Genomic DNA, 25,505 nt, shown 5'->3' on the forward strand with positions numbered 1-25,505 from the left:
TCCTCATTATGCTTTATTTAAAAATTCTTCGATTCTATTTAAGCCTTTTTCAATATTTTCAATGGAAGTAGCATAAGAAATCCTAATGTAATTGTCCATTCCGAAGGGCAAAGCAGGAACAACTGCTACATTTGCTCCTTCAATTAAAGCATTTGCAAAATCTATGGAACCTCTAATAATTTTTCCTTTTATTTCTTTCCCAATGTATTCGTCTATATTTACCATTACATAAAAAGCCCCTTGAGGTTTATTTGATTTCAATCCCTTTATTTTATTTATCTTTTCCACCATATAAATTCTTCTTTTATTGAATTCTTCTGCCATTCTTTTAATAACAGTTTCATCTCCTGATAAAGCGGCTACACTGGCATATTGAGCAATTGAATTGGGATTTGAGGTGGTGTGACTTTGAATGTTTGACATAACCTTTGCAATTTCTAAAGAAGAAGCAGTATATCCAATTCTCCATCCTGTCATAGCATAAGCTTTAGACATACCGTTTACCAAAATTGTCAGTTCTTTAATTTTTTCATTTAAAGAGGCGATACTGATGTGACTGCCTTCGTAAATTAATTTTTCGTATATTTCATCTGAAATGACAAAAATATTTGCTTCTTCAATAATTTTTGCAAGTTCTTCTAACTCTTCTTTAGTATACACTGAGCCAGTTGGATTGTTGGGGGTATTTAAAATTAAAGCTTTTGTCTTAGAGGTAATAGCATTTTTTAATTCTTCGGATGTAATTTTAAAGTCATTTTCTGCTTTTGTTTTTACAAAGACAGGCTTTCCATAAGCCAGCCTTACCATCTCAGGATAGCTTAACCAATAAGGTACAGGAATTATAACTTCGTCGCCAGGATTTAAAATTGCACAAAGAGCGTTATATATAGAGTGTTTAGCACCATTTGATATGACAATTTGGTCTGGTTGGTATTTAAGGCCATTATCTTTTAAAAGCTTGTCGCATACTGCTTTTTTTAATTCAGAAATGCCTGAAGAAGGGGTGTATTTGGTGTAGCCTTTTTTTATAGCGTCAATTGCAGCTTCTTTTATGTAATCAGGTGTATCAAAATCTGGCTCTCCTACTCCGAAGTCTATAACGTCTATGCCTTGAGCTTTTAGCTGTTTTGCCTTTGCAGTTATTTCTAATGTCATAGAAGGGGTAATTTGTAAGGCATTTTGGGATAAATCCAATTTTTACACCTCCAGAGGGTTTTGCTATATGAATCACAATATTATTTTAACTTAATTATTTTGATATTTCTACAAAATTTTTAGCTTTACTTTTCAATATTTTTACATATTCATAGTCTAACTTTATGGTTCCTAAAAGGTCTCTGCCATCTACTTCTATACCGTGAAAATCTGAGCCTCCAGTTATGATTAACTTGTATTTTTTAGCTTTGTTTAAATACTTTTCTACATCTTCAGTAGTGTGTTTTGAATGGTAAACTTCTATTCCGATTAAACCTTTTGGGGCTAATTCCTCAATAATACTATCATCTTGAAGTAACCCGGGATGAGCTAAAACAGGAACACCTCCATTTTCTAAAATAAGGTTTATTGCTTCAAAAGGAGTGATTCTGTATCTTTCTACATAAGCAGGAGCACCCACTCCTATGTATTTTTCAAAGGCTTCTTTTACACTTTCTACATAATTCTTTTTTACCATGGCTCTTGCAATATGAGGTCTTCCTATGAATTTTTCACTTGTGAATTCCAATACGTCTTCTATAGAAATATCAATTCCTAATTCATTTAATTTTTTTAAAATCGCTTTAGCTCTGCCATTTCTCAGCTTTTTCATCTCTTCTAATTTTTCAGTAAAATTTTTATCGTGATAATTTATAAAATAACCTAAAATGTGAATTTCTTGATCTTGATAATAACAATTAAATTCAATTCCAGGGATAACTTCTATTTCATATCTCGAAGAAGCTCCTATGGCTTCCTCTAATCCATCAATCGTATCATGATCTGTCAGAGAAATACAACTAAGTCCGTGTTCTTTTGCCAATCGAACTACTTCAGAAGGTGAATTAGTTCCATCAGAAGCTTTTGAATGCATGTGAAGGTCTGCAAACATTATATCCCAACCTTTCTTCTAAATTTTACCTTTACAATTTAAAATAACCTGCAAAATGCAGGTTATTTTTTATCGTGGCTCTACAATTAACTTTATTGCTGTCCTTTCTTCACCGTCTATTTCAATGTCTGTAAAAGCAGGAATGCAAATTAAGTCAATCCCGCTTGGTGCTACAAAACCCCTCGCAATTGCAACAGCTTTTACAGCTTGATTTATTGCACCTGCACCTATTGCTTGTACTTCTGCACCTCCACGCTCCCTTAACACCCCTGCCAACGCTCCTGCTACAGCGTTTGGATTAGATTTTGCTGAAACTTTTAACACTTCCATTGTTTTTCCCCCTTAAAAACAAATGATTTTCTCTTTGTTAATATTCTACATTTGTTTTAAAAATCCTCCTTTTTATGCATAAATTTTATTAATCCGTTCTATGCTATAGCATTTTCCTGTTATTTCATTAACAGAAATTACAATGGCATTTATTTGGGCAGGACCTTTTGCAACTTCAAAGCGTACAGGTACAGAAGATGTAAATTTTTTAATTATTAATTCTTTATCTATTCCCAATATAGAATCACTAGGACCTGTCATGCCAACATCAGTTATGTAAGCTGTCCCATTTTGTAATATTTTCTCATCTGCCGTTTGTACATGAGTATGAGTGCCAAAAACACAACTTACTTTTCCGTCTAAAAAATATCCCATTGCTATTTTTTCAGAAGTAGCTTCTGCATGAAAATCTACGAGGATTATATTCGTCTCTTTTTTTAACTTTTCTATTTCTTCTAAGGCGACAAAGAAAGGATTTCTATTGCAAGGCATAAAGGTAGTTCCCTGCAAATTTATAATACCAATTTTTGTATTTTTAAAATTAAGTGCTATAGATCCTCTGCCAGGTGTTTCCTCTAAATAATTGGCAGGTCTTACAATTCGAATTTCTTCATCAATAAATTTTAATATTTCTTTTTGATCCCACACGTGATTTCCCATTGTTAATGCAGAAATTCCCATTTCAAAAAGTTCATCAGCAACTTTGCGAGTCAGTCCATTTCCTCCGGCAGCATTTTCTCCATTCGCTATAACTATGTCAATATTATATTCTGATATTAATTCTTGTAAGTGCTCTTTTAATATGTTTCTACCTGGTCTTCCAACTATATCGCCGATGATAAGTATCTTCATTCTTAACCTCCAAAAAATAATTTTCTTAAACTTATTATTACACAAACCTGGCTATTAAAACAATAGCTAATAAAAATTTATGATGAAACTTTTAAAGCGTGCTCATCGCACGCTTTTTTTCAATCCTTTATTTTGCATAATCTACAGCTACTGTCTCTCTTATGACAGTCACTTTGATTTGACCTGGATATTCAACTTCTTCCTCAATTTTTTTGCTTATATTTCGCGCCAAAATGACAATATCATCATCATTGACAATTTCAGGTTTTACCATTATTCTGATTTCTCTTCCTGCTTGTATAGCATAAGACTTTTCTACACCTTCAAAAGAATTAGCAATTTGTTCTAACTTATCTAAACGCTTAATATAGGCTTCTAAAGCTTCCCGCCTTGCACCTGGCCTTGCAGCAGAGATAGCATCTGCCGCTTGTACTAATACTGCCTCAACAGTCTGAGGCTCTACATCATTATGATGAGCCATTATGGCATGAATGACAGCATCAGACTCATGATATCTTTTAGCTAGTTCTGCACCTATCATTACATGAGGGCCTTCCACCTCATGGTCTACGGCCTTACCTATATCGTGTAAAAGTCCTGCTCTTTTGGCAACTAGGGCATCTGCACCTAATTCATAAGCCATAAGTCCTGCCAAATGAGCTACTTCGATTGAATGCTTTAAGACATTTTGCCCGTAGCTAGTTCTAAATTTAAGTCTTCCTAGTAACTTAATCAGCTCGGGATGCAAACCGTGAATTCCTACTTCAAAAGCCGCTTCTTCTCCTGCTTTGATTATCATGTTGTCTACTTCTTTTTTAGCCTTTTCTACCATTTCCTCTATTCTTGCGGGATGTATTCGCCCATCTTCAATTAATTTTTCCAGCGCAATCCGCGCAACTTCTCTTCGTATAGGGTCAAAGCCTGAAATAACAACAGCCTCAGGAGTATCATCTATTATAAGGTCAATTCCCGTCAATGTCTCTATTGTCCTTATATTTCTACCTTCCCTACCTATTATGCGACCTTTCATTTCATCATTAGGAAGGGTAACAACAGACACAGTTGTTTCTGCAGCATGGTCAGCCGCACAACGTTGAATGGCATTGCTAATTATTTCCCTTGCTTTCATTTCTGCTTCTTCTTTAGCTTTGTTTTCCATTTCTTTAATCATTACAGCCATTTCATGTTGTATATCTTTTTGAACACTTTCTAATAAAATGGCTTTTGCTTCTTCACGGCTTAGTCCCGAAATTCTTTCTAATTCTTCTATTTCTTTTTGATGGAGTAAAGAAATTTGTTCTTCCAATTGTTGAATTTCTTTTTGTTTTTCTTCTAGAAGATTTTCTTTTTGTTCTAAAGTTTCGGCTCTTTTATCCAGGGTTTCTTCTTTTTGAAGGAGTCTTTTTTCTAAACGCTGTAATTCACCTCTGCGATCCCTTATCTCTTTTTCTAAATCAGTTCGCATGCGGTGAATCTCTTCTTTAGCTTCTAATAAGAGCTCTCTTTTTTTATTTTCAGCGTCTCTTTTTGCACTTTCTAATATGGTACGCGCTAAATTTTCTGCGCTTTTTATTTTAGATTCTGCAATAATCTTTCTTGCAAAATAACCAATTAGAAAGCCGACTGCTATTGCAATAAGTGCTGTGATTATCAATTCAACATGGCTAATACTCTTACACCTCCTTAGTAGTTATTCATATTTTATTTTAGACCCTTTTCAAAATTATGTCAAGTTATAAATCCTTTTCTTTCAAGGCATCGCTAATGTTTTCAATTTGAAAACCATTGTTGTAAAGATAGTTTTTTAACTTTTTAGTTTCTTCTTGGGATTTTAATTTTTTTTCAATTATTTTTTTTATTATTTCAACTTCTTTTTCTTCAGGATAAAAATTGTTTAAACTTTCTTGGATCAATTCTTTATTAATTCCTTTTTTTACAAGTTCGTAATAAATTTTTCGCCTGCTATACAATTGGTTTATTTTTTGTTCTATAAATAATTTGGTATAAACTTCGTCATTGATATAGTTATAGCTTTTCAGCTTTTCAATAACACTTTTTATAATATTCTCTTCAAAACCTTTTATTTCAAGCTTTTGAGAAAGTTCTTTTTCTGTTAACATTTTTCTTGATAAAAGTTTAAATGCGTAGTCACTCGCTTGTCTTGTTGCAGTATAGTTTACATAATAATTATACTGTTCACTATCTAGTTCTTTTCCTTCCTCTATGCCTAAATAGATCAAATCTTCTAAATTGCAACTAAAGGCATATTCTCCATCTATGTAAACATTATATTTTTTATTTTTTTTCTGCTTTTCTATAGTAGTTATTATCATGCTTATTTCTCCTTTTGTAATAAAATAACCCCACAATAAGGGGTCATTCTACTATTGCATCAGGGGAGGATTTTATTTTATTATAAGCTAGATTGAAATTTTCTCTAATTTTTCTTTCAATTTCATCTGCGATTTCTTTGTTTTCTTTTAAAAATTGCTTAGCGTTTTCTCTTCCTTGCCCTAATCGTATATCTCCATAGGAATACCAAGCACCACTTTTTTCAATTATGTCTATACTTGTGCCAATATCCAAAATGCTTCCTTCTCTTGAAATACCTTCTCCATACATTATATCGAATTCTGCTTGTTTAAAAGGCGGAGCAATTTTATTTTTTACAACTTTTACACGCGTTCTATTGCCGATTATCTCATTTCCCTGCTTTATTGCATCTACTTTTCTCACATCTAGTCTTATTGTGGCATAAAATTTCAGTGCTCTTCCTCCAGGGGTTGTTTCAGGATTTCCAAACATAACACCTACTTTTTCTCTAAGCTGGTTTATAAAGACCACAATAGTTTTAGACTTACTAGTAACCCCTGCTAATTTTCTCAAAGCTTGAGACATCAGTCTCGCTTGAAGCCCTACATGGCTATCTCCCATTTCACCATCAATCTCCGCCTTAGGTACTAAAGCAGCAACAGAGTCTATCACAATTATGTCAACAGCACCACTTCTAACAAGGGCTTCTGCAATTTCTAAGGCTTGTTCGCCCGTATCAGGCTGCGCCACCAATAAATCCTCAATATTGACCCCAAGATTTTTTGCATATACAGGATCAAGAGCATGTTCTGCATCTATAAAAGCACCCGTTCCTCCCATTTTTTGTGCTTCTGCTATCATATGTAGCGCTAAGGTAGTTTTTCCTGAAGACTCAGGGCCAAAAATTTCTATGATCCTCCCTCTGGGGACACCTCCGACACCTAAAGCAATGTCTAATTCAAGAGAACCTGTAGGTATTACTTCTACATTCAATTTTGCAGTATCTCCCAATCTCATGATAGAGCCCTTGCCAAACTGCCTCTCTATCTGACTTATAGCCATTTCTAAAGCCTTTTGTTTTTCTATCATTTATTATTTACCTCCCAAGAATACAAGGTATTGTATTAAATTAATTATATATTAATGGACATAACTAGTCAATTTTTATTCCCAGAAGATATCTTCTTACAATGTCTAAAGCATGTAGTACTGTCCTTGTCCTTATTTTACTTCTATCACCACTTAACATTAGTTTTTTTACATAGACTTTTTCATTGGTAGCAAAACCCACATACACTAATCCTACGGGCTTTTCAGGTGTTCCACCTGTAGGTCCTGCAATTCCAGTAGTAGACAAACCAAAATCAGCATTGGCCAATTTTCTTATATTTTCTGCCATTTCTTTTGCTGTCTCATGGCTTACTGCTCCATAAGACTCTAAAGTAGATTTTCTAACCCCTAAGATATTTTCTTTAGCTTCATTGCTGTAAGAAACAACACCTAAATTAAAGACTTTTGAAGCCCCTGATACATCTGTTATCTTTTTTGCCAATAAACCACCTGTACAAGATTCAGAGACAGCAAGAGTTAATTTGTTTTTCTGTAGTAATTTTATCACGACTTCTTCCATTTCTTCCTCATCTACAGCGTATATATAGTCACCTATGATACCTCTAATCCTTGATTCCATATCCTCAATCATTTCTAAAATTTCTTTGTCATCATGTCCTTTTGCAGTTATTCTCAAAGTTACGTATCCATCACCTACTAAAGGAGCAACAGTAGGATTAGAATTAAACAAAAGAGGTTTTACCATTTCCTCTACTTTTGATTCACCTAAGCCAAATATTTTGATTACTCGAGACTTTATAGTTTCATTAGTTTTGCTTTTAAGATAAGGATATACAGATTCCTCAAACATCGGAATTAGCTCAGAAGGTGGACCAGGCAAAATTATGATGATTTTGTTATCTTTTTCTATTATACAGCCAGGAGCTGTTCCATTTTTATTTGGCAAGATTTTTGCACCTTCTGGGAAAAAGGCTTGTTTGAAGTTGTTCATGGTAGGTGTTTGTCCTATTTTTTCAAAAAATCTTATTATCTCTTCTTTTGCTTCTATGTTTTCTACAAGAGGAAGACCTAAAAAAGAAGCCACTGTCTCTTTTGTAATGTCATCAACAGTAGGGCCTAATCCACCTGTTGTTATTATAAGGTCAGAGCGGTTAAAAGCGATATTTAAACATTCTTTTAATCTTTCTTCGTTATCTCCAACGTTAGTATGGAAATATATATCTATACCTAAAAGAGCCAATTTTTCAGATAAATATTTGGCGTTAGTATTTAAAATTTGTCCTAATAAAAGCTCTGTGCCAACAGAAATAATTTCTCCTCTCAATTAAAACACCTCTTTAATCTTTGAATAAATTTTTAGATTTTATAATATAATCTACACCCGAATAAATTGTCAAAATTAAAGCTATATACACCATTATAGTGTCGAAAGGAAAATTTATAAGGCTAAAAGGGTAATTATTAAGCATCAGTGCAATTACTGCTATCATTTGAAAAGTAGTTTTGTATTTACCGTAATTGCTGGCAGCAATGACAATTCCCTTATCAGCAGCAACTGTCCTAATACCTGTTATTAAAAATTCCCTTGCTAATATAACTACTACAATCCAACTTTGAATGCGTCCCATTTGCACTAAGGCTATTAGAGCAGAAGAAACCATTATTTTGTCTACCAGTGGGTCCATAAATTTCCCAAAATTAGTTATTTGATTAAACTTTCTTGCCACATATCCATCAAATTTGTCGGTCAATGCTGCAAGTAAAAATATTCCTGCAGCTATAAAATCGTTGTAGGGACCTCTGACAAGCATAAAAAACATAAAAATAGGTATTAAAAAAAGTCTTAACATTGTAAGTTTGTTTGCTAAATTCATTAATATTCCCCCACCAAATCGTACTCATAGGCATCTGTTATAGTTGCTACCACAAAATCTCCAGCTTTGAGTTTTTTGTTGCTTTTTACATAAACAACACCATCAATCTCAGGGGCATCCATATAACTTCTGCCATAATATATTCCATCTTCAAAGCCTTCAATTAGTACCTCTAACTGCTTCCCCACTTTTGAAAGATTATGCTGATAAGAAATTTCTTTTTGTATCTCCATCAACTCTTGTTGTCTTTTAATTTTGACACTCTTTTTAATTTGAGGCTTCATATAATACGATTTAGTTCCCTCTTCTCGAGAATATGTGAAAACTCCTACTCTCTCAAATCTTTTTTCTTTTATGAACTGTTTTAAATCCTCAAATTCTTCTTCTGTCTCTCCAGGGAAGCCTACCATAAAAGTAGTGCGTATTACCATGTTTGGAATGCTACGCAATCTACTTATAACCTCTTCTATTTTTTGTCTATTAGTATTTCTATTCATTCTTTTTAGGACTTCATCATGAGAATGTTGTAGCGGAATATCAATATATTTTACTATTTTTTCATTGTTTTTTATCTCTTCAACAAGTTCTTCTGTTACACTATCAGGATATGCATAAAGTAACCTAATCCACTTTAAACCATCAATCTTAGAAATTTCTTTTAAAAGTTGGGGCAGCATAAATTTTTTATAAACGTCTACTCCATATTTTGTAGTGTCTTGAGCAATGAGTATAAGTTCTTTTGCACCTTTTTTGACGAGTTCCTCGGCTTCTCTAAGTATGTCCTCCATTTTGCGACTTCTGTATCTTCCTCTAATCTTTGGAATTATGCAAAAAGAACAAGCATTGCTGCAACCTTCTGCAATTTTTAAATAGGCGTAATAATTTGGCGTAGTTAAAATGCGCTGTATTCCTTCATCATTTAGTAAATTAGCGTGTCCATATTCTAAAACAGTTTTTCCTTTTTCTATTTCTTCTATTACTTCTGCAATTTTGGGGAAATCTCCAGTGCCAATTACTGCATCTAATTCGGGAAGTTCTTTTAATAATTCTTTATTATATCTTTCAGACAAGCAACCAGTTGCAATAAGGTATTTTAGCCTGCGGTTTTTGAGTTTTCCCATCTCAATGATGTACTCTATCGACTCTCTTTTTGCATCTTCTATAAAGCCACAAGTATTTATAATGAGTATGTCAGCTTTATTTTTATCATTTACTATGTTATAACCTTTTTCTTTTAAAATTGCTAACATTTTTTCCGAATCAACTGTGTTTTTGGGACATCCAAGGGATATAATTCCTACATTTTTCATCTGCATTTCCTTTCTATTTTAAGATTCTTCTAATATTTTTTTTATTTCTTCTTTTGATAGAAGAATTTGCCTTGGCTTAGAACCATCATAACCGCTTATAATACCTTTTTGCTCTAATTGATCTATAATTCGGGCAGCTCTCGCGTACCCAATTCTTAATCTTCTTTGTAACATTGAAATAGAAGCTTGCCCTGTTTCTAAAATTACAGAAATAGCATCTTCTAATAACTCATCCTCTTGTTGTTCAAAAATTTTTCCATTTGTCTTTTCCTCAATTTCTATTTCTTCGTACTGAGGCTTAGAATGATTTTTTAAGAAATTTACTACAGCTTCTACTTCTTCTTCAGAGATAAAAGCTCCTTGAATTCGCATAGGTTTTGCTGCTCCTATAGGGTTAAAAAGCATATCGCCTTTTCCTAAAAGTTTTTCTGCACCTGTCATATCCAAGATTGTTCTTGAGTCAATTTGAGAAGATACAGCAAAAGAAATCCTTGAAGGGATGTTGGCTTTAATAACTCCCGTTATTACATCAACAGAGGGTCTTTGGGTAGCAATGACCAAATGAATGCCAGCAGCTCTTGCCATTTGAGCTAACCTAAATATATATTCTTCTACTTCTGCAGGAGAGACCATCATTAAGTCAGAAAGCTCATCAATTATGATTACAATTTTATATAAGCTGTTTTCTTTGTATTTTTCGTTATAGCTGTCTATATCTCTAACTCCATATTGGGCAAATAAATTATAACGCTTAGTCATTTCTTGTACTGCCCAATTTAAGACACCGGCTGCCTTTTTAGGGTCTGTGACAACCGGAGTTAAGAGATGAGGAATGCCGTTGTAAATATTAAGTTCTACTACTTTTGGATCTATCAATATCATTTTCACCTGTTGTGGAGGGGCTTTGTATAACAAACTCACTATAAGAGAATTTATGCAAACACTTTTACCAGAACCTGTCGCACCTGCAATGAGCAAATGAGGCATTTTAGATAAATCTGCTATGACAATATTACCAGCGATATCCTTTCCTAAACCAATTGCTAAGCCTGATTTAAAATTTCTAAACTTTTTGCTATCTATTACTTCTCTCAAATATACTGGAGCTATTTTATCATTTGGGACTTCTATTCCAATAGCAGATTTACCAGGAATCGGCGCTTCTATTCTCACAGAAGGCGCAGCTAGACTTAAAGCAATGTCATCTGTTAGACTCACAATTCTGCTAACTTTGACTCCTGCACTAGGTTGCAATTCAAAACGAGTAATTGCAGGCCCCTTTGTCACTTGGATAACTTTTGCATCAACTCCGAAGTTTTTAAGGGTGTCTTCTATTTTTTTTACTTTCTCTATTAACACTTCATTTTTTATTTTTGGTGGGGGAATTGCCTCTTTTAAAAGGGTTATAGGAGGAGGAAGATACTCGCTTTCTATAACCTCTTCTTTATCTTTTGTACCTTTTTCATAGATTTTTCTTTCTTCTTCTACTTGTTCAATTATATCGATTGTTCTATTTTTTTCTGTTATATTTTCTTCAATTAAAGGTGTGAAATCCTCCTGAGAAGTAGAGGTAGAAATTACTTCCTTCTCATGGTCTGTTTTTTTTATCTTTTTTTTACGTTGTTTAAACTTCTGATAGGAAGATTCCATCAGGTTTACGATAGATACATTTGTAATAAGCACTATAAAAATTGCCAAAGAAGAAAACAATAATATATAGCTTCCTGTGATACCCAAAAGTTTTACTAGAAAATATACCAGTAAGGCAGCAACAACTCCTCCACCCATATTGTTTATACCATTAGTGTAAGCAGCTAAAATATAATTTTTTAATCCTTCATTAGAAGGGAAATAATACAAATGATCTAAACTTATGAGGGTTAGAAAAAGTCCAAAAAGTGCTGCAGCTTTATGTAATTTTATAAAATCTCGATTATTAAAAAGAAACATCAACGCAAATACTAAAAGTAAAGCAGATACAACATAAGAACCTATCCCAAAAGAACCCTTTAAAAAAATTCCTATGTTTTTACCTATAGCACCAGTTGTATCTGTATAAAGGCTTAAAAAAGAAATAAGTGTAAAAGCCAAAAATATAATTCCAATGATTTCGTTTTTGAGAGACTTTTGTTTTTTATCAATCATATATACCACCTGTTTATAATTTCTTCTATAAAAATTTTAGTATTAATTATGTAAAATAGCAACAAAAAAATAGATGTGCTAATTTTTTAAACACATCTATTATAACACAAAAATTTTTCTAATAAATACTTATCATGCTTCCTGGAGTATATTTTGCGTCTAGGTAATCAAAAGGATTAGTAGAATACATTCTTTGAATTATATAATTTCCATTTGAGAGTTTTTCTACTACTAACTGTTTATTCCCCATCTTTAGTTCTATATAATTGGTGGGTATATCTTCTCTTTTTTCAAAAATTAATTCATAGGGAATTATTGTATATAACATTATTCTTCACCTTTCTTTTTTTCTCTTTCTTCTATCATATTGTGTAACCTCTTTAAAGCTTCTTTGATACCCCCTATTTCGTCAATCAAACCGTAATCTACTGCTTCTTTTCCAACTAAGATTGTTCCTATGTCGTTGGCTAATTCTCCAGTTTTAAGCATAAGCTTCATAAAAGTATCTCTTTTTATTTTTGAATTTCGCACAATAAACTCTACTATTCTATCTTGCATTTTGTTGAAATAATCAAAAGTTTGGGGAACTCCTACTATTAATCCTGTCATTCTGATAGGGTGTATTGTCATGGTAGCACTTGGCACTATGTAAGAATAATTTGCTGAAACTGCTAAAGGCACCCCGATACTGTGACCTCCACCTAATACTATAGATACAGTAGGCTTAGAAAGGCTTGCTATCATTTCTGCAATAGCAAGACCTGCTTCCACATCTCCTCCTACAGTATTTAATAAAATCAAAACTCCTTTTATATTAGGGTTTTCTTCTATTGCTACCAATTGTGGTATTATGTGTTCATATTTTGTGGTTTTGTTTTGTGGAGGCAGTATCATGTGGCCTTCAATTTGCCCTATTATAGTAAGACAATGAATATTGCTTTCAAAATTAGGTACGTTTGTCTGGCCTAAATTTTTTAAATTCTCCTGAACATGTGGTAAAGTCTGAGGTTGTTCTGTTTCTTCATTTTTTAAAAAATTGCTCATCTTTATCACGCTCCTAATAATTAGTATAAAAAAAAAGCGCAATAGTATGCGCTCCCCTTTTAAAGATTAAATTCGTCATGTAGAACTCTAACTGCTTCTTCAGCTTTATCTTGACTTACAAGGCAAGAAATAGTATTATGAGAGTCAGCTGTTTGATAAATTTCTATATTATGCCTTGATAATGCCTTTATTACTCTTGCCATTACTCCTGGAACGCCTCTTATTCTATTACCAATTATAGAGACTTTTGAGCAATTAGTTCTGTAGGAATATTTTATATTGTTTTCTTCAAGAAGTTTTTGTAACTTTTTAAAATCCATCTCTGATATTGTAAAAACTTGTTTTTCAGGAAAAATATTAATAAGGTCAATGCTTATTTTTTCTTCTGCAATTTTTTCGAATATACTTTCTGTATTTTCACTGTTTTCTAGCACGATTTGAACTCTATGGTCCATATTGGCAATTCCAGTGACTAATTTGTCTATATCGTAAATATTATCGTAAGCCTCATTATATTGAGTTATAATGGTACCTGGACTGTCTGACATGGTATTTTTTATAACAAGGGGTATATTACCTCTCATTGCTATTTCTACCGCTCTAGGATGTACTACCTTTGCTCCTTGTTCTGCAAATTGGAATACTTCATTATAACTTATTTTTTTCAAAATATGAGCTTTTGAAACAATGCGAGGATCTGCTGTCATTATTCCATCTACATCTGTATATATTTCTACCGCGGAAGCTTTTAGAGCTTCACCTAAAAGAGCAGCAGTTGTATCACTGCCTCCTCGCCCTAACGTAGTTAAATCTCCTTCTTCTGTGATACCTTGAAAACCTGCTACTACAGGAATAATTCCCTCTTTTAAACTTTCTAAAAGTCTTGTTGGTTCTACTTTTATAATTTCCGCATTGCCAAAATTATCATCTGTTATAATGCCTGCTTGTCCTCCGGTAAATACTTTTGCTTTATAACCCTTCTTTGATAGGGTTGCAGCAAAAGTCACACTGGAGATTATTTCACCACAATTCATCAATAAATCTAATTCTCGTTTTGAAATATTGCTATCTATTGATTTAACCATGTTTATTAGAGTGTCTGTGGCATAAGGATCTCCATTTCTTCCCATTGCAGAAACTACTACTACCACGCTAAAACCGTTTTTAACTGCCTCAATTACTTTTGATGTAGCCATTTCTCTTCTCTCAGGTGTTGATACAGAAGTTCCACCAAATTTTTGTACCAATATTTTCACGTTCTCATCCTTTCCTTTTGAAGGTATCTAAGTTGAGACATTTTATATTATTATACTTCATTAAAGTGATAAAGAAAAGTAATATTTTTAATAAAACCGTCTTTTCTTTTCTTCGAATTCCACAATAAGCATATCGTCACCAATTTTTCTTATAGAGTCCCAACTTATTTCAATATAGTTTGTCTTTCCTCTAAATAAACCTTTTGATTCATATACTATTATTGAATGAATCCTTCCTGTTTCTTCATCAATAACTAAATCTGAATCTTCTACTAATCCCCATCTTCTTCCATCCGTTAAATTTACAATTTCTTTATTTCCAAATTCGCTTAACCGCATAGAACCCCTCCTTATATACCGGTATGGCCAAATCCTCCTTCATCTCTTTTAGTTTCTGAAAGGATTTCTGCCTCTACTATTGTTGGTCTTACTATTTGATTGATTACCATTTGAGCAATTCTTTGTCCCCTTGCGATTTTGACTGCTTCTTTTCCTAAATTGATGACTATCAATTTTATTTCTCCTCTGTAATCGGAATCAATTGTACCAGGAGTATTTAAAAGAGTTATTCCGTAGTTTAAAGCTAGGCCGCTTCTTGGCCTTATTTGGGCCTCAAAATTTGGAGGAAGTTCAATTTGTATACCTGTTGGAATTAGTTTTATTTCGCCAGGTTGTAATATGACTTCCTCTTTAACATTAGCATATAAATCCATGCCAGCGGCTCCTTCACTCATATAAGCAGGCAAAGGTAAGTCTTTAGCATCATCAGTTTTTTTAATCTTAAGTATTATGGACATTTTCTAACCACCCTTTATCTCTTTTGTTTAGTTTTCCAACCACGGCTATGCTCATGTCATCAGGATTTATAATTTTTTTAGCTAAGTCATTTATTTCCTCGTAAGTTAAGTTATCTATTGTTTGAAGTATTTCCTCTACAGTATGCACTTTATTAAATAAAAGCATGGATTTTCCTATTGTGCTCATTCTACTGCTTATACTGTCTAAATCCATTAATACATTTATGCGAAGTTGCTCTTTAAATTTATCAATCTCTTCTTTTGCTAAACCTTTTGAATACACCTCTTCTATTTCTTGCAAAATTAAGTCATATACCTTTCTAAAATTATTAGCGTTCATACTAGCAAAAATAGAAAAAACCCCAGCATGGTGATAGGTAGAAGGATAAGAATAAATCGAGTAAACCAATCCCTTATCTTCTCTTATTTTTTGAAATAGTCTTGAACTCATTCCTCCACCAAAAGCATTATTAATGACGGCTAATGCATATACTTTCCTTAAGTCATAAGTTATCCCAGGTAAACCAATACATAAATTTACCTGTTCAAAATCTTTTTCATAAAAAGCTTTGTTTTTATGCCAAATTGGAGAAGTTAATTGAGAAATAACATTAGTTTTTTGAATTTTTGATAAATATTTTTGCAGTATTTCATAGATATCATCGCCAAAATTTCCTGCTATAGAAATGACTATGTTATCTTTGTTATAATGGGCATTATAATAATTTACAATTTGTTCTTTGTTTAGCTTTTTAATAGTAGAAAAAGTACCAAGTACAGGGAAAGACAAGGGATGTCCTTTCCATATTGTTTTTGCTAAAAGATTATAAGCTACGTCTTCAGGAGAATCTAATTCTGTCAATATTTCTTCAAAGATGACTTGCTTTTCCTTTTCTATGTCTTCTTCTTTAAAGGCAGGGTTAAATACCATATCAAAAAGTATATCAAGACCTTGTTTTACGTGAGTATTTAAGACTTTTATATAAAAACAGGTACTTTCTTTTTCAGTAAAGCCGTTTAACTGTCCACCAATACTATCCATTTCTTCCGCAATTTGCTTTGCACTTCTTAGCTTAGAACCTTTAAAAACCATGTGTTCTATAAAATGAGATATTCCGTTTATAGCTTTATGTTCGTACATAGAACCTGCTTTAATCCATATCCCTATGTATACAGAATATGCGTGAGGAATTTTACAAGTTACAACTTTTACTCCTTCAATAATCTTTTGTTCGTACATTTTATCCTCCTTTGCAAATTTAATTATTATTATAGCAAATTTAATTGTTATCTACAATTACTTCCGATACTTTAGTTATTTTATAACCTTTTTCTTTAAGTTGTTTTATTATCTGTGGCAATGCTTCCACAGTATTTTGAGTAGGGTGCATTAACACAATAGCACCGTTGTGATATTTAGTCATAACTCTATCTACAATTGTTTGAGGACTTGGATTATTCCAATCTATGGTGTCCAAACTCCATAGAATAACTTTATATCCTAATTGTTCTGCTACTTTTACTACTTCATCATTGAAATCACCATACGGTGGTGCAAAAAGGGTAGGTTTTGTTCCTGTAATTTTTTCTAAAATTTCACCGCTTTTTTTAATATCTTCTTCATATTGTTGCCGACTTAAATTTGTATATTTTACATGTGTGTATCCATGACTTCCGATTTCATGGCCTTTTTGATAAATATCTTTTACAACATCAGGATTTTTTTCTGCCCATTTTCCTTCAAAAAAAAATGTAATATGGATATTGTTATCTTTAAAAATATCTAACATTTTTGGTATGTACTCATCTCCCCATGCGACGTTGCAAGCAAAGGCAATCTTTTTTTCCTTTGTATCTCCTTTATAAATAGGTTCATTGCTGTTAAAAACAGAAACGCTGCGTGTAATTATGTAAATTAAAAAGATGAGCAGTAATATTGCTAAGGAAAAAATAATCCAAAAGCTTTTTTTAGGATATTTTATATAAAATATTTTCATTATAACACCACCCGTTGATATTCTCACTTTAATTTTATTCAAACAGGCGGCGAATATATTACTAAAAAATAAAAAACATAAACCGTGGGTCGGTTTATGCCTTTAGTTTCTTTCTTCTTCCTCTTCATCAGGCAATGCGTCTTTTCTTGAAAGGCTTATTCTTCCGAGTTTGTCTATATCTGTGACTTTTACCAATATGTCATCGCCAACTTTTACTACATCTTCTACTTTTTGTACCCGTTTTTTTGATAGCTTAGAGATGTGGACAAGTCCTTCTTTACCAGGAGCAATTTCTACAAAAGCTCCAAAGGGTGTTATTCTAAGCACTTTTCCTAAATAAATTTCTCCTACTGCTATATCTTTTGTTATAGCCTCAATCATTTGCTTAGCTCTTTCGCCAGATCTCAAATCAGAAGCAGTAATGTATAACCTGCCATCTTCTTCAATATCAATTTTTACTCCCGTTTCTGCAATAATTTTACTTATGGTTTTGCCACCAGGTCCGATTATTTCTCTAATTTTTTCAGGGTCAACTACCATCCTTATAACACGAGGTGCGTATACTGATAACTGTTTTCTCGGTTCTTTTATAACTTCTAACATTTTGTTGAGAATGTATAGTCTGCCCCTTCGGGCCTTTTCTAAAGCCATTTTCAAAATTTCTTTGTCAATTCCAGGAATTTTTATATCCATTTGTATCGCTGTGATTCCTTTTTCTGTGCCTGCTACTTTGAAGTCCATATCCCCTAAAAAGTCTTCAATTCCTTGTATATCAGTGAGTACAGAAACTACATCTCCTTCTTTGATAAGCCCCATAGCAACTCCTGCAACTGGAGCTTTTATTGGAACTCCTGCATCCATTAAAGCTAAAGTACTGCCACAAACACTAGCTTGAGAAGTAGAACCATTGGAACTTAAAACTTCTGACACTAATCTTATAGTATAGGGAAATTCCTCTTCAGAAGGAATCACCGGTTCTAAAGCCCTTTCTGCTAAAGCTCCATGACCAATTTCCCTTCTACCAGGACCTCTTAGAGGCCTTACTTCTCCAACACTGTAGGGTGGAAAATTGTAATGATGCATATATCTTTTTGCTTCTTCATCTCCTATGCCATCTAAAATCTGAATATCTCCTAATGCACCTAATGTTGCTACTGTAAGCACTTGAGTTTGTCCTCTTGTGAAAATCGCAGAACCGTGAGTTCTGGGTAGCACTCCTACTTCGCACCATATTGGTCTTATGTCGTCAAGGCCCCTGCCATCTACTCTTATTCTTTCCTCTGTTATCATTTTTCGCATTTGTTCTTTCATTATATTGTAAAGTACTTCATCTATATCAGCAAGATTATCAGGATATTCTTCTTTAAAGTGCTCTAAAACTTCTTGTTCAACTTTATCTAAGTTGTCGTTTCTCTCTTTCTTTTCTGCTGTTCTTAACGCATTGTATATTTTTTCTGTTGCATAGGCTCTTACTTTTTCTTCTAGGTCTTTGTCTATTTCATGTAAAATTACTTCGCTTTTCGGAACACCTACTTCTTTAACTATTCCTTCTATAAACTCTACAATCTGTTTGATATATTCGTGAGCATACATTATAGCATCTAGCATAGTTTCTTCAGGAATCTCTTTTGCCCCTGCTTCCACCATTACAATAGCATCTTTCGTTCCTGAAACCACTAAATGCATTAAGCTTTTTTCTCTTTGCTCATGGTTAGGATTAATTATAAATTGCCCATCGACTAATCCTACTGCTACCGCTCCTGTAGGACCATTAAAAGGAATATCAGAAATTGAAAGAGCAACAGACGAACCAATCATTGCGACTATTTCTGGTTGTACGTCAGGGTCAACAGATAAAACTGTAGCTATAACTTGTACATCATTTCTATAACCATGGGGAAATAAAGGCCTAATTGGTCTGTCAATTAACCGAGCAGAGAGAATTGCCTTTTCACTAGGTTTCCCTTCTCTTTTTATGAAACCACCAGGAATTTTACCGACAGAGTACAATCTTTCTTCGTACTCAACAGTTAAAGGAAAAAAGTCAATTCCTTCTCGGGGTTCTTTGGAAGCACAGGCAGTAACTAGAACGACAGTGTCTCCGTATTTTACCCAAGCTGCTCCATTTGCTTGTTGAGCTACTTTTCCTATCTGGACTAACAACTTTCTCCCGGCTAGTTCCATTTCAAAAGTTCGTTCTTCCATGTTATCCTCCTTTCGTAAAATTTTATAGAAAATAGAGCGAGGTATCTCGCTCTATTTTCTTAAATCTAATTTTTCGATAATGGCACGATACCTCTCCATATCTGTTTTCATTAAATAATTTAACAGTGCCCTTCTTTGCCCAACCATTTTAAGAAGACCTCTTCTTGAATGATGGTCTTTTTTATGAACTTGCAAATGAGCATTTAAGTTATTTATTCTCTCAGTTAAAAGGGCAATTTGAACTTCTGGAGAACCTGTGTCAGTATCGTGGAGCTTGAACTTATTGATTATTTCTGCCTTTTTTTCTTTGTCCAGCACTTTTTTCACCTCCATCTTTTAGAATACGCCTTATGCATAGAATACCGCCGGAGATACGGGTATCAAAGCATAAGGTAAATCGCTATTTTATTTTATCACATAATGTTTCTGTTGTAAAATATTTTTAAAGTTTTTAGCATAATTAATATCTTTAAAAACTTGTTCTTTTAAGGCTTCTAAATTTTGAAATTTAATTTCATCTCTTATTCTTGTTATAAATTCAACTTCTAAATATTTATCATATAAATTTTCATTGTAATCTAAAATGTAAGATTCGACAGAAATGCTTTTGCCACCAAAAGTAGGCTTCGAGCCAACATTTGTGACAGCTATATAAAATTTGTCTTCTATTTTTACTCGCGTCACATATACTCCTGCTTTTGGCAAAACCAAATCTTCTGATATTTGTAGATTAGCAGTAGGAAAACCTAATTTTCGCCCAATTTCTTGTCCATGAATCACTTTTCCTTGCAAGGGAAAAAAACGTCCTAATAAACTATTTGCCTCTTCAACTTTACCTGATTTTATTAATTCCCTGATATAGCTGCTGCTTACTACAATACCCTCCCTTATAACTGGTGGGACAACATAAACTTTATATGAATATACTTTGGAATATTTTTTTAATGTATCTACATTCCCTAAAGCTTTGTAGCCAAATCTATAATTATGTCCCACCACTGCTATTTTAATGTTTAATAGCTCTACTAAAATTTTTTTTATAAATTCTTCAGCAGTTAATTTAGAAAAACTTTCAGTAAAGTCAAAAAATATTCCGTAATCAAGGTTAAATTGCTTTAAAATTTCTACCTTTTTTTGATAAGTAGTTATAAGCTCTGGTTGCTTGTCAGGGGTTAAAATTTTTGAAGTATGCTGTTTAAAAGTGAAAACAGCGCTCGCTAAGTTATTCTCTTTAGAAAGAGCTATTGCTTGCTTAATTAATTCCTGGTGACCTATATGAACTCCATCAAAATTGCCTAAAGCTATTACTTTGGCCTCTTTGTATTTTGATGCATTGCTTTCATAAACAATCTGCAAATTATCATTTCCCCCTCAAAGAAGTCTTTTTGGACGGATTTTATTTCGCTCTAAAATCCCAATGCCGAGAAATTTACCATTATTATCATATAACTTCAAAAGTGAAGTTTCAATAGGATATCTATTTTGAATAAATTGGCCTTTTAAAATTTTTTCAGCTTCCATTTTGTTTAATTGTACAGAAGGTAATTCAATAAACTTATCTATTGGCTGCAATAATACTTTCTTTTCCCTTATTTCTTCAAGAGTATAAGCATCTTCTATTTTAAAAGCACCAACCTCTGTTCTTATCAACATAGACATATATCCCGGCATGTTTAATTTTTCGCATATATCTCTTACTAAAGCTCTCACATAGGTGCCTTTAGAACATTTCACATCTATTAATACCCGATAAGGTGGTTCATATTCAACTAATTCAATATCATATATGGTAACCTCAATAGGTGGAATATCAATTGTCTTTCCTTCTCTTGCATATTCGTATAACTTTTTTCCTTTTATTTTCTTTGCAGAATACATTGGAGGAATTTGTTTTATTTTCCCTTTAAATTCATTTAAGACTTGCCTTAATTCTTCTTCCCTCAGAATCCTTACAGGTCCGCCTTTTACAATTTTGCCGCTTTTATCCAAAGTGTCTGTAGTAAAGCCAAAAGTTATTTCAAATCTATATCTTTTATCCTGCTCAAGAAGATAAGAGACAAATTTAGTGGCATTCCCTACACAAACAGGCAGTATTCCTGCTGCATCTGGGTCTAAAGTTCCTGTATGCCCTACTTTTCGTATATTATAGATTTTCCTAATAAAATCTACAACATCGTGAGAAGTCATACCAGGGGGTTTTAAAATATTGAGCATTCCCTCCAATTTTTATCCCTCTAATTCTTTGAATATTGCCTGTAAAATTTTTTCTTTGGCTTCTCCAATATTTCCTTTGATGCTACATCCAGCAGCTCTTACATGGCCTCCACCGTCAAAAATATTTGCAATTTTATTTACATCTATTTTTTCTTTTGACCTTAAACTAATTTTTATCTCTCCTTCTTTTTCAACTAAAAGTACCGCTACTTCTACTCCTTCAATATTTCTAGCATAAGTGATAATATTTTCTATATGTGAAAGGTTTGTGTTTGTTTCTTGGAAGTCTTTTTTTAAAATTTCCATATAAGCAACTCTTCCATCTTTATATAATGTAAGGCTATTTAAGGCTCTTCCTAAAAGTTTTGCTTTGTTGAATTTGAGAGTATTAAAAACTTTATCTCCTATTTCTTTAAATTTAGCGCCATTGTTTATTAAGTCTCCAGCTATTTGATGAGTTATAGAAGTAGTTGATTCGTACATAAATCCACCACTATCTGTCAAAATCGCTGTATAGAAACTTGTAGCTATTTCTTCATCAAATTCTACTCCTAACAATTTAACAATTTGATAGGCTATTTCTGCTGTCGCTGCTGCGTTAGTATCTACATAATTCAATTTGGCATACAAAGTATTTGAAATGTGATGGTCAATATTAATAGTTACAGCAGAAGTTTTTAAAAGTTCTTTGGTACTGCCCAATCTTTCTTCATCAGCACAGTCAAAAATCAAAACCACGTCTGCCTCTTTATAAAATGGTCTTGATATTTTCTCTACATTAGGAACAAAGTAGTACATTTCAGGGATTTCGTCATCTATGAATACATCTACTTCTTTTCCCATTTTTTTTAATACTTTATACATTCCTGTAACAGTGCCTATAGCATCTCCATCGGGTGCAATGTGAGATACTACAATTACACTTTTAGCATCTTTTATGTGATTTATTGCATCAATTAATATCAATTACCATCACCCTCTTGCTTGTTTAGTTCTTTTAATATTTCAGAAATGTGAGCTCCGTATTCTATTGATCGATCCAATTCAAAGATAATTTCAGGAGTATATCTCATTTTTATTCTTCTTCCAATTTCGTGTCTGATGTAGCCAGCTGCACTTTTTAGCCCTTCAAAAGTTTCTTGTTTATCTTCTTCACTTCCATAAATACTTACATAAACTTTAGCATATCTCAAATCTTTAGTAACTTCTATGTCAGTTATACTAACCATTGCTTTAATTCTTGGGTCTTTAATTTCTTCTAAAATCATTTTACTTATTTCTCTTTTCATTTCTTCTGAAAGTCGACTATTCCTGGACTGCATTATACTCATCCTTTCAACGAGGAATTTCTTCCATTTGGTAAGCTTCTATTATATCCCCCTCTTTAATGTCATTGAACCTATCTATACCTATACCACATTCAAATCCTTGTTGTACTTCTCTTACGTCGTCTTTAAACCTCTTTAAAGAAGCAATTTTACCTTCATAAACTACAATACCATCCCTTACTACACGTATATCAGAATTCCTTAAAATCTTACCACTTAACACATAGCATCCAGCTACATTTCCTACACCAGGTACTCTGAAAACAGCTCTAACTTCTGCTCTTCCTAGCTCTACTTCTTTATATTTTGGCTCCAACAGACCTTTCATAGCAGCTTTGATATCTTCAATAGCCTCATATATAATTCGATAAAGCTTTATATCTACCTTTTCTTTTTCTGCGAGATTTTTAGCGTTAGTCTCTGGTCTTACATTGAAACCTATTATTATGGCATTAGAAGCTGATGCAAGCATAACATCCGTTTCAGTTATTGCGCCTACTGCTCCGTGTATTACCTTTATTCTAACTTCTTCGTTGCTTAAGTCTTCAATGGATTTTTTTAGTGCTTCTACTGAACCTTGAACATCCGCTTTTATGATAATATTTAACTCTTTTACACTACCTTCCTGTATTTGACTAAATAAGTCCTCTAATGAAACTTTTTGCTTGCGTTTAAGTTCCATTTCTTTTTGAAGTTCTTTACGTCTTTCTGCTAATTCTCTTGCTTTTTTCTCGTCCTCTACTACTATGAGCTTATCTCCGGCTTCTGGTACTTCAGAAAAGCCCAAAACCTCCACTGGCATAGAAGGTCCTGCTTTTTTAATTCTTCTGCCTCTATCGTCAAACATTGCCCTTACTTTTCCATAAACAGTACCTGCTAAAATAGCATCTCCTATTTGCAAAGTTCCATTTTGCACAATGACAGTTGCAACAGGACCCTTTCCTTTTTCTAACTTTGCTTCTATTATAGTGCCTCTTGCTGGCTTATTTGGATTAGCTTTTAAATCTTCCATTTCAGCAACCAGCAAAATCATTTCTAAAAGATTATCTATACCTATATTTTTCTTAGCAGAAACAGGTACACAAATTGTATTTCCTCCCCATTCTTCTGGCACTAAACCTAACTCACTTAGCTCTGTCTTTACCCTATCTGGATTTGCAGTCGGCAAATCTATTTTGTTTATGGCTACAATCATAGGTACATTGGCGGCTTTCACGTGGTTTATTGCTTCTACTGTTTGAGGCATAACACCGTCATCTGCGGCTACTACTAGCACGACAATATCTGTGATGCTGGCTCCCCTTGCTCTCATAGCAGTAAAAGCTTCGTGGCCGGGTGTATCTAAAAAGACAATTTTTTTATCATTTATCTCAACTACAGAAGCTCCTATGTGCTGTGTAATTCCTCCCATTTCCTTCATAGTGACATTTGTATTTCTGATGGCATCCAATAAAGAAGTTTTACCGTGGTCCACATGTCCCATTACAGTGACAATAGGAGGACGAGGTTGCAAATCTTTTTCATCATCGGGCGTTTCTTCTAATAACATTTCTAATTCATCTTTTACTTCCTCTTTATCTACTAAAAATCCATATTCTTCAGCAATTTTAGCTGCATTTTCAAAGTCAATTTGTTGATTTACTGTAACCATTATTCCTTTTGCAATTAACTTTTTAATTATCTCTGTAGGATTAACTTTCATTTTTTCTGCTAATTCTTTTACAGTCAAAAACTCAGGAATAGTGATTATTTTAATTTCGTCCTCTTCTTTTTCTTCTGTTAAAACCGCTTTTTTGTTATTCTTCTTATTTTTTTTGCTACCTTTTTTAAAGCTCTTTTTATAAACTCTTTCTTCTCCTATGTCCTCTAAATTGTCCTCAAATATATCTTCTTCCTCTTTTTGATTGACTTCTTCTATTTGTTGTGGTTTGTCTCTTAATAAATCCAGTATCAGCTCTACTTCTTCATCTTCCAATGTGCTCATATGATTTTTAACTTTTATATCCAAATCGTTTAATTTGGATATAAGGTCCTTACTAGATAAATTTAATTCTTTTGCTAATTCATAAACTCTTGTTTTAGACATATTATTCACCTCCATAATTTTCCTCCTTTGCAGCATCTAATAATACATTTGCTAATCCTTCATCTGTAATACCAATTACCCCGACCATTTCTCTTCCTATAGCTTTTGCCAATAACTCTTTTGTGGAATATACAATGTAGGGGACTTTATTTCGTTCACACATTGTAGCAAACTTTTTAAAAGTATTCTTTGACACGTCGGTAGCCAATACAACTAAAAAAACTTTCTTAAGTTTAAGGTATTTATCCACACTATAATTACCAGAGACAAGTTTACCCGCTTTTTTACTTATTCCGAGCATAGAATGAAATCTGTCATTCTTCATCCTCTATCTCCCTCTTTAATTGTTCGTAAATTTCATCAGAGATCGGTACTTCTAACGCTTTTTCTAACCTTTTGTTTTTAAAAGCTTTTTCAAGACAATTTATATCTTTGCAAATATAACAACCTCTTCCCGGCACTTTACCTGTTAAATCCACCTGTACAACTGAATCTTTCGCTCGTCTTACAATGCGTATTAATTCCTTTTTTGGTTTCATCTGCTGACAGCCTAAGCACATTCTCATTGGAACCTTTTTGGTCTTCATCTTTTCACCT

The 25,505-nt window shown here is 33.2% G+C and carries 27 protein-coding genes; all 27 read right to left on the minus strand.

Annotated elements, in window-relative coordinates; genetic code table 11:
- Positions 1–6 precede the first annotated feature (6 nt).
- Complete coding sequence (locus tag EB239_RS09325; RefSeq protein WP_003869112.1) at positions 7–1,194, minus strand: pyridoxal phosphate-dependent aminotransferase; 1,188 nt, start codon at positions 1,192–1,194, stop codon at positions 7–9.
- A 55-nt stretch (positions 1,195–1,249) separates the two neighbouring features.
- Positions 1,250–2,086 (minus strand): PHP domain-containing protein, encoded by an 837-nt coding sequence (locus EB239_RS09330; RefSeq protein WP_003869113.1) that lies wholly within the window; start codon positions 2,084–2,086, stop codon positions 1,250–1,252.
- Between the two features lie 69 nt (positions 2,087–2,155).
- Entirely contained in the window at positions 2,156–2,416 is a 261-nt protein-coding gene (locus tag EB239_RS09335; protein ID WP_003866776.1) for a stage V sporulation protein S, read from the minus strand.
- Between the two features lie 72 nt (positions 2,417–2,488).
- Positions 2,489–3,268: a TIGR00282 family metallophosphoesterase gene (locus EB239_RS09340; protein ID WP_003869114.1), complete on the minus strand. Its 780-nt coding sequence runs from the start codon at positions 3,266–3,268 to the stop codon at positions 2,489–2,491.
- A 127-nt stretch (positions 3,269–3,395) separates the two neighbouring features.
- Complete coding sequence (gene rny, locus EB239_RS09345; RefSeq protein WP_003869115.1) at positions 3,396–4,922, minus strand: ribonuclease Y; 1,527 nt, start codon at positions 4,920–4,922, stop codon at positions 3,396–3,398.
- A gap of 79 nt (positions 4,923–5,001) precedes the next feature.
- The gene (locus EB239_RS09350; RefSeq protein ID WP_003869116.1) at positions 5,002–5,601 is read right to left on the minus strand and encodes a regulatory protein RecX; all 600 of its coding nucleotides are present in this window, start codon (positions 5,599–5,601) and stop codon (positions 5,002–5,004) included.
- A gap of 43 nt (positions 5,602–5,644) precedes the next feature.
- The gene (recA, locus tag EB239_RS09355; RefSeq protein WP_003869117.1) at positions 5,645–6,670 is read right to left on the minus strand and encodes a recombinase RecA; all 1,026 of its coding nucleotides are present in this window, start codon (positions 6,668–6,670) and stop codon (positions 5,645–5,647) included.
- A 64-nt stretch (positions 6,671–6,734) separates the two neighbouring features.
- Positions 6,735–7,976, minus strand: coding sequence for a competence/damage-inducible protein A (locus tag EB239_RS09360; RefSeq protein ID WP_003869118.1), 1,242 nt, complete (start codon positions 7,974–7,976; stop codon positions 6,735–6,737).
- Between the two features lie 13 nt (positions 7,977–7,989).
- Positions 7,990–8,526 carry a CDP-diacylglycerol--glycerol-3-phosphate 3-phosphatidyltransferase gene (gene pgsA / locus EB239_RS09365; RefSeq protein ID WP_003869119.1) on the minus strand — a complete coding sequence of 179 codons (537 nt, stop codon included), beginning with the start codon at positions 8,524–8,526 and terminating at the stop codon, positions 7,990–7,992.
- Entirely contained in the window at positions 8,526–9,836 is a 1,311-nt protein-coding gene (gene rimO / locus EB239_RS09370) for a 30S ribosomal protein S12 methylthiotransferase RimO (protein WP_003869120.1), read from the minus strand. The genes pgsA and rimO overlap by 1 nt, the downstream gene beginning before the upstream one ends.
- An 18-nt stretch (positions 9,837–9,854) precedes the next feature.
- Positions 9,855–11,981, minus strand: coding sequence for an FtsK/SpoIIIE family DNA translocase (locus EB239_RS09375; RefSeq protein ID WP_003869121.1), 2,127 nt, complete (start codon positions 11,979–11,981; stop codon positions 9,855–9,857).
- Between the two features lie 118 nt (positions 11,982–12,099).
- Positions 12,100–12,309: a YlzJ-like family protein gene (locus EB239_RS09380; protein ID WP_003869122.1), complete on the minus strand. Its 210-nt coding sequence runs from the start codon at positions 12,307–12,309 to the stop codon at positions 12,100–12,102.
- Positions 12,309–13,025 carry a ClpP family protease gene (locus EB239_RS09385; RefSeq protein ID WP_003869123.1) on the minus strand — a complete coding sequence of 239 codons (717 nt, stop codon included), beginning with the start codon at positions 13,023–13,025 and terminating at the stop codon, positions 12,309–12,311. The genes EB239_RS09380 and EB239_RS09385 overlap by 1 nt, the downstream gene beginning before the upstream one ends.
- Positions 13,026–13,084: 59 nt before the next feature.
- Positions 13,085–14,281 carry an aspartate kinase gene (gene dapG, locus EB239_RS09390; protein ID WP_003869124.1) on the minus strand — a complete coding sequence of 399 codons (1,197 nt, stop codon included), beginning with the start codon at positions 14,279–14,281 and terminating at the stop codon, positions 13,085–13,087.
- A gap of 87 nt (positions 14,282–14,368) precedes the next feature.
- Positions 14,369–14,620: a YlmC/YmxH family sporulation protein gene (locus EB239_RS09395; RefSeq protein ID WP_003869125.1), complete on the minus strand. Its 252-nt coding sequence runs from the start codon at positions 14,618–14,620 to the stop codon at positions 14,369–14,371.
- An 11-nt stretch (positions 14,621–14,631) separates the two neighbouring features.
- On the minus strand, positions 14,632–15,078 hold the full coding sequence (dut, locus tag EB239_RS09400) for a dUTP diphosphatase (RefSeq protein ID WP_003869126.1): 447 nt from the start codon (positions 15,076–15,078) through the stop codon (positions 14,632–14,634).
- Positions 15,062–16,318 carry a M16 family metallopeptidase gene (locus EB239_RS09405; protein ID WP_003869127.1) on the minus strand — a complete coding sequence of 419 codons (1,257 nt, stop codon included), beginning with the start codon at positions 16,316–16,318 and terminating at the stop codon, positions 15,062–15,064. Before EB239_RS09405 ends, dut begins: the two co-directional genes overlap by 17 nt.
- A 40-nt stretch (positions 16,319–16,358) precedes the next feature.
- Complete coding sequence (locus tag EB239_RS09410) at positions 16,359–17,075, minus strand: polysaccharide deacetylase family protein (protein ID WP_003869128.1); 717 nt, start codon at positions 17,073–17,075, stop codon at positions 16,359–16,361.
- A gap of 102 nt (positions 17,076–17,177) precedes the next feature.
- The gene (locus tag EB239_RS09415; RefSeq protein ID WP_003869129.1) at positions 17,178–19,280 is read right to left on the minus strand and encodes a polyribonucleotide nucleotidyltransferase; all 2,103 of its coding nucleotides are present in this window, start codon (positions 19,278–19,280) and stop codon (positions 17,178–17,180) included.
- A 51-nt stretch (positions 19,281–19,331) separates the two neighbouring features.
- Positions 19,332–19,598, minus strand: a complete 267-nt coding sequence (rpsO, locus tag EB239_RS09420) for a 30S ribosomal protein S15 (protein ID WP_003866758.1) — start codon at positions 19,596–19,598, stop codon at positions 19,332–19,334.
- 87 nt (positions 19,599–19,685) lie between these two features.
- Positions 19,686–20,636, minus strand: a complete 951-nt coding sequence (locus tag EB239_RS09425) for a bifunctional riboflavin kinase/FAD synthetase (protein ID WP_003869130.1) — start codon at positions 20,634–20,636, stop codon at positions 19,686–19,688.
- A gap of 15 nt (positions 20,637–20,651) precedes the next feature.
- Positions 20,652–21,494, minus strand: coding sequence for a tRNA pseudouridine(55) synthase TruB (gene truB / locus EB239_RS09430; RefSeq protein ID WP_208638252.1), 843 nt, complete (start codon positions 21,492–21,494; stop codon positions 20,652–20,654).
- 12 nt (positions 21,495–21,506) lie between these two features.
- Positions 21,507–22,460 carry a DHH family phosphoesterase gene (locus tag EB239_RS09435; RefSeq protein ID WP_003869132.1) on the minus strand — a complete coding sequence of 318 codons (954 nt, stop codon included), beginning with the start codon at positions 22,458–22,460 and terminating at the stop codon, positions 21,507–21,509.
- Positions 22,457–22,816: a 30S ribosome-binding factor RbfA gene (rbfA, locus tag EB239_RS09440; RefSeq protein WP_003869133.1), complete on the minus strand. Its 360-nt coding sequence runs from the start codon at positions 22,814–22,816 to the stop codon at positions 22,457–22,459. Before rbfA ends, EB239_RS09435 begins: the two co-directional genes overlap by 4 nt.
- Before the next feature lie 13 nt (positions 22,817–22,829).
- The gene (gene infB / locus EB239_RS09445) at positions 22,830–24,923 is read right to left on the minus strand and encodes a translation initiation factor IF-2 (RefSeq protein ID WP_003869134.1); all 2,094 of its coding nucleotides are present in this window, start codon (positions 24,921–24,923) and stop codon (positions 22,830–22,832) included.
- Complete coding sequence (locus EB239_RS09450; RefSeq protein ID WP_003866751.1) at positions 24,910–25,233, minus strand: L7Ae/L30e/S12e/Gadd45 family ribosomal protein; 324 nt, start codon at positions 25,231–25,233, stop codon at positions 24,910–24,912. The genes infB and EB239_RS09450 overlap by 14 nt, the downstream gene beginning before the upstream one ends.
- Positions 25,223–25,495, minus strand: coding sequence for an RNase P modulator RnpM (gene rnpM / locus EB239_RS09455; protein WP_003866750.1), 273 nt, complete (start codon positions 25,493–25,495; stop codon positions 25,223–25,225). Before rnpM ends, EB239_RS09450 begins: the two co-directional genes overlap by 11 nt.
- Positions 25,496–25,505 lie beyond the last annotated feature (10 nt).

This window comes from Thermoanaerobacter ethanolicus JW 200 (assembly GCF_003722315.1).
GTDB lineage: Bacteria > Bacillota > Thermoanaerobacteria > Thermoanaerobacterales > Thermoanaerobacteraceae > Thermoanaerobacter > Thermoanaerobacter ethanolicus.

Excerpts from the sequence above, each read along its gene's own strand:
- EB239_RS09330 (WP_003869113.1), bottom strand. The coding sequence starts at position 2,086 with ATGTTTGCAGACCTTCACATGCATTCAAAAGCTTCTGATGGAACTAAT.
- EB239_RS09335 (WP_003866776.1), bottom strand. The coding sequence starts at position 2,416 with ATGGAAGTGTTAAAAGTTTCAGCAAAATCTAATCCAAACGCTGTAGCA.
- EB239_RS09340 (WP_003869114.1), bottom strand. The coding sequence starts at position 3,268 with ATGAAGATACTTATCATCGGCGATATAGTTGGAAGACCAGGTAGAAAC.
- EB239_RS09350 (WP_003869116.1), bottom strand. The coding sequence starts at position 5,601 with ATGATAATAACTACTATAGAAAAGCAGAAAAAAAATAAAAAATATAAT.
- recA (WP_003869117.1), bottom strand. The coding sequence starts at position 6,670 with ATGATAGAAAAACAAAAGGCTTTAGAAATGGCTATAAGTCAGATAGAG.
- pgsA (WP_003869119.1), bottom strand. The coding sequence starts at position 8,526 with ATGAATTTAGCAAACAAACTTACAATGTTAAGACTTTTTTTAATACCT.
- rimO (WP_003869120.1), bottom strand. The coding sequence starts at position 9,836 with ATGAAAAATGTAGGAATTATATCCCTTGGATGTCCCAAAAACACAGTT.
- EB239_RS09375 (WP_003869121.1), bottom strand. The coding sequence starts at position 11,981 with ATGATTGATAAAAAACAAAAGTCTCTCAAAAACGAAATCATTGGAATT.
- EB239_RS09380 (WP_003869122.1), bottom strand. The coding sequence starts at position 12,309 with ATGTTATATACAATAATTCCCTATGAATTAATTTTTGAAAAAAGAGAA.
- EB239_RS09385 (WP_003869123.1), bottom strand. The coding sequence starts at position 13,025 with ATGAGCAATTTTTTAAAAAATGAAGAAACAGAACAACCTCAGACTTTA.
- EB239_RS09395 (WP_003869125.1), bottom strand. The coding sequence starts at position 14,620 with ATGCGGTTAAGCGAATTTGGAAATAAAGAAATTGTAAATTTAACGGAT.
- dut (WP_003869126.1), bottom strand. The coding sequence starts at position 15,078 with ATGTCCATAATACTTAAGATTAAAAAAACTGATGATGCTAAAGACTTA.
- EB239_RS09405 (WP_003869127.1), bottom strand. The coding sequence starts at position 16,318 with ATGTACGAACAAAAGATTATTGAAGGAGTAAAAGTTGTAACTTGTAAA.
- EB239_RS09410 (WP_003869128.1), bottom strand. The coding sequence starts at position 17,075 with ATGAAAATATTTTATATAAAATATCCTAAAAAAAGCTTTTGGATTATT.
- EB239_RS09415 (WP_003869129.1), bottom strand. The coding sequence starts at position 19,280 with ATGGAAGAACGAACTTTTGAAATGGAACTAGCCGGGAGAAAGTTGTTA.
- truB (WP_208638252.1), bottom strand. The coding sequence starts at position 21,494 with ATGCTCAATATTTTAAAACCCCCTGGTATGACTTCTCACGATGTTGTA.
- rbfA (WP_003869133.1), bottom strand. The coding sequence starts at position 22,816 with ATGCAGTCCAGGAATAGTCGACTTTCAGAAGAAATGAAAAGAGAAATA.
- infB (WP_003869134.1), bottom strand. The coding sequence starts at position 24,923 with ATGGAGGTGAATAATATGTCTAAAACAAGAGTTTATGAATTAGCAAAA.
- EB239_RS09450 (WP_003866751.1), bottom strand. The coding sequence starts at position 25,233 with ATGAAGAATGACAGATTTCATTCTATGCTCGGAATAAGTAAAAAAGCG.
- rnpM (WP_003866750.1), bottom strand. The coding sequence starts at position 25,495 with ATGAAGACCAAAAAGGTTCCAATGAGAATGTGCTTAGGCTGTCAGCAG.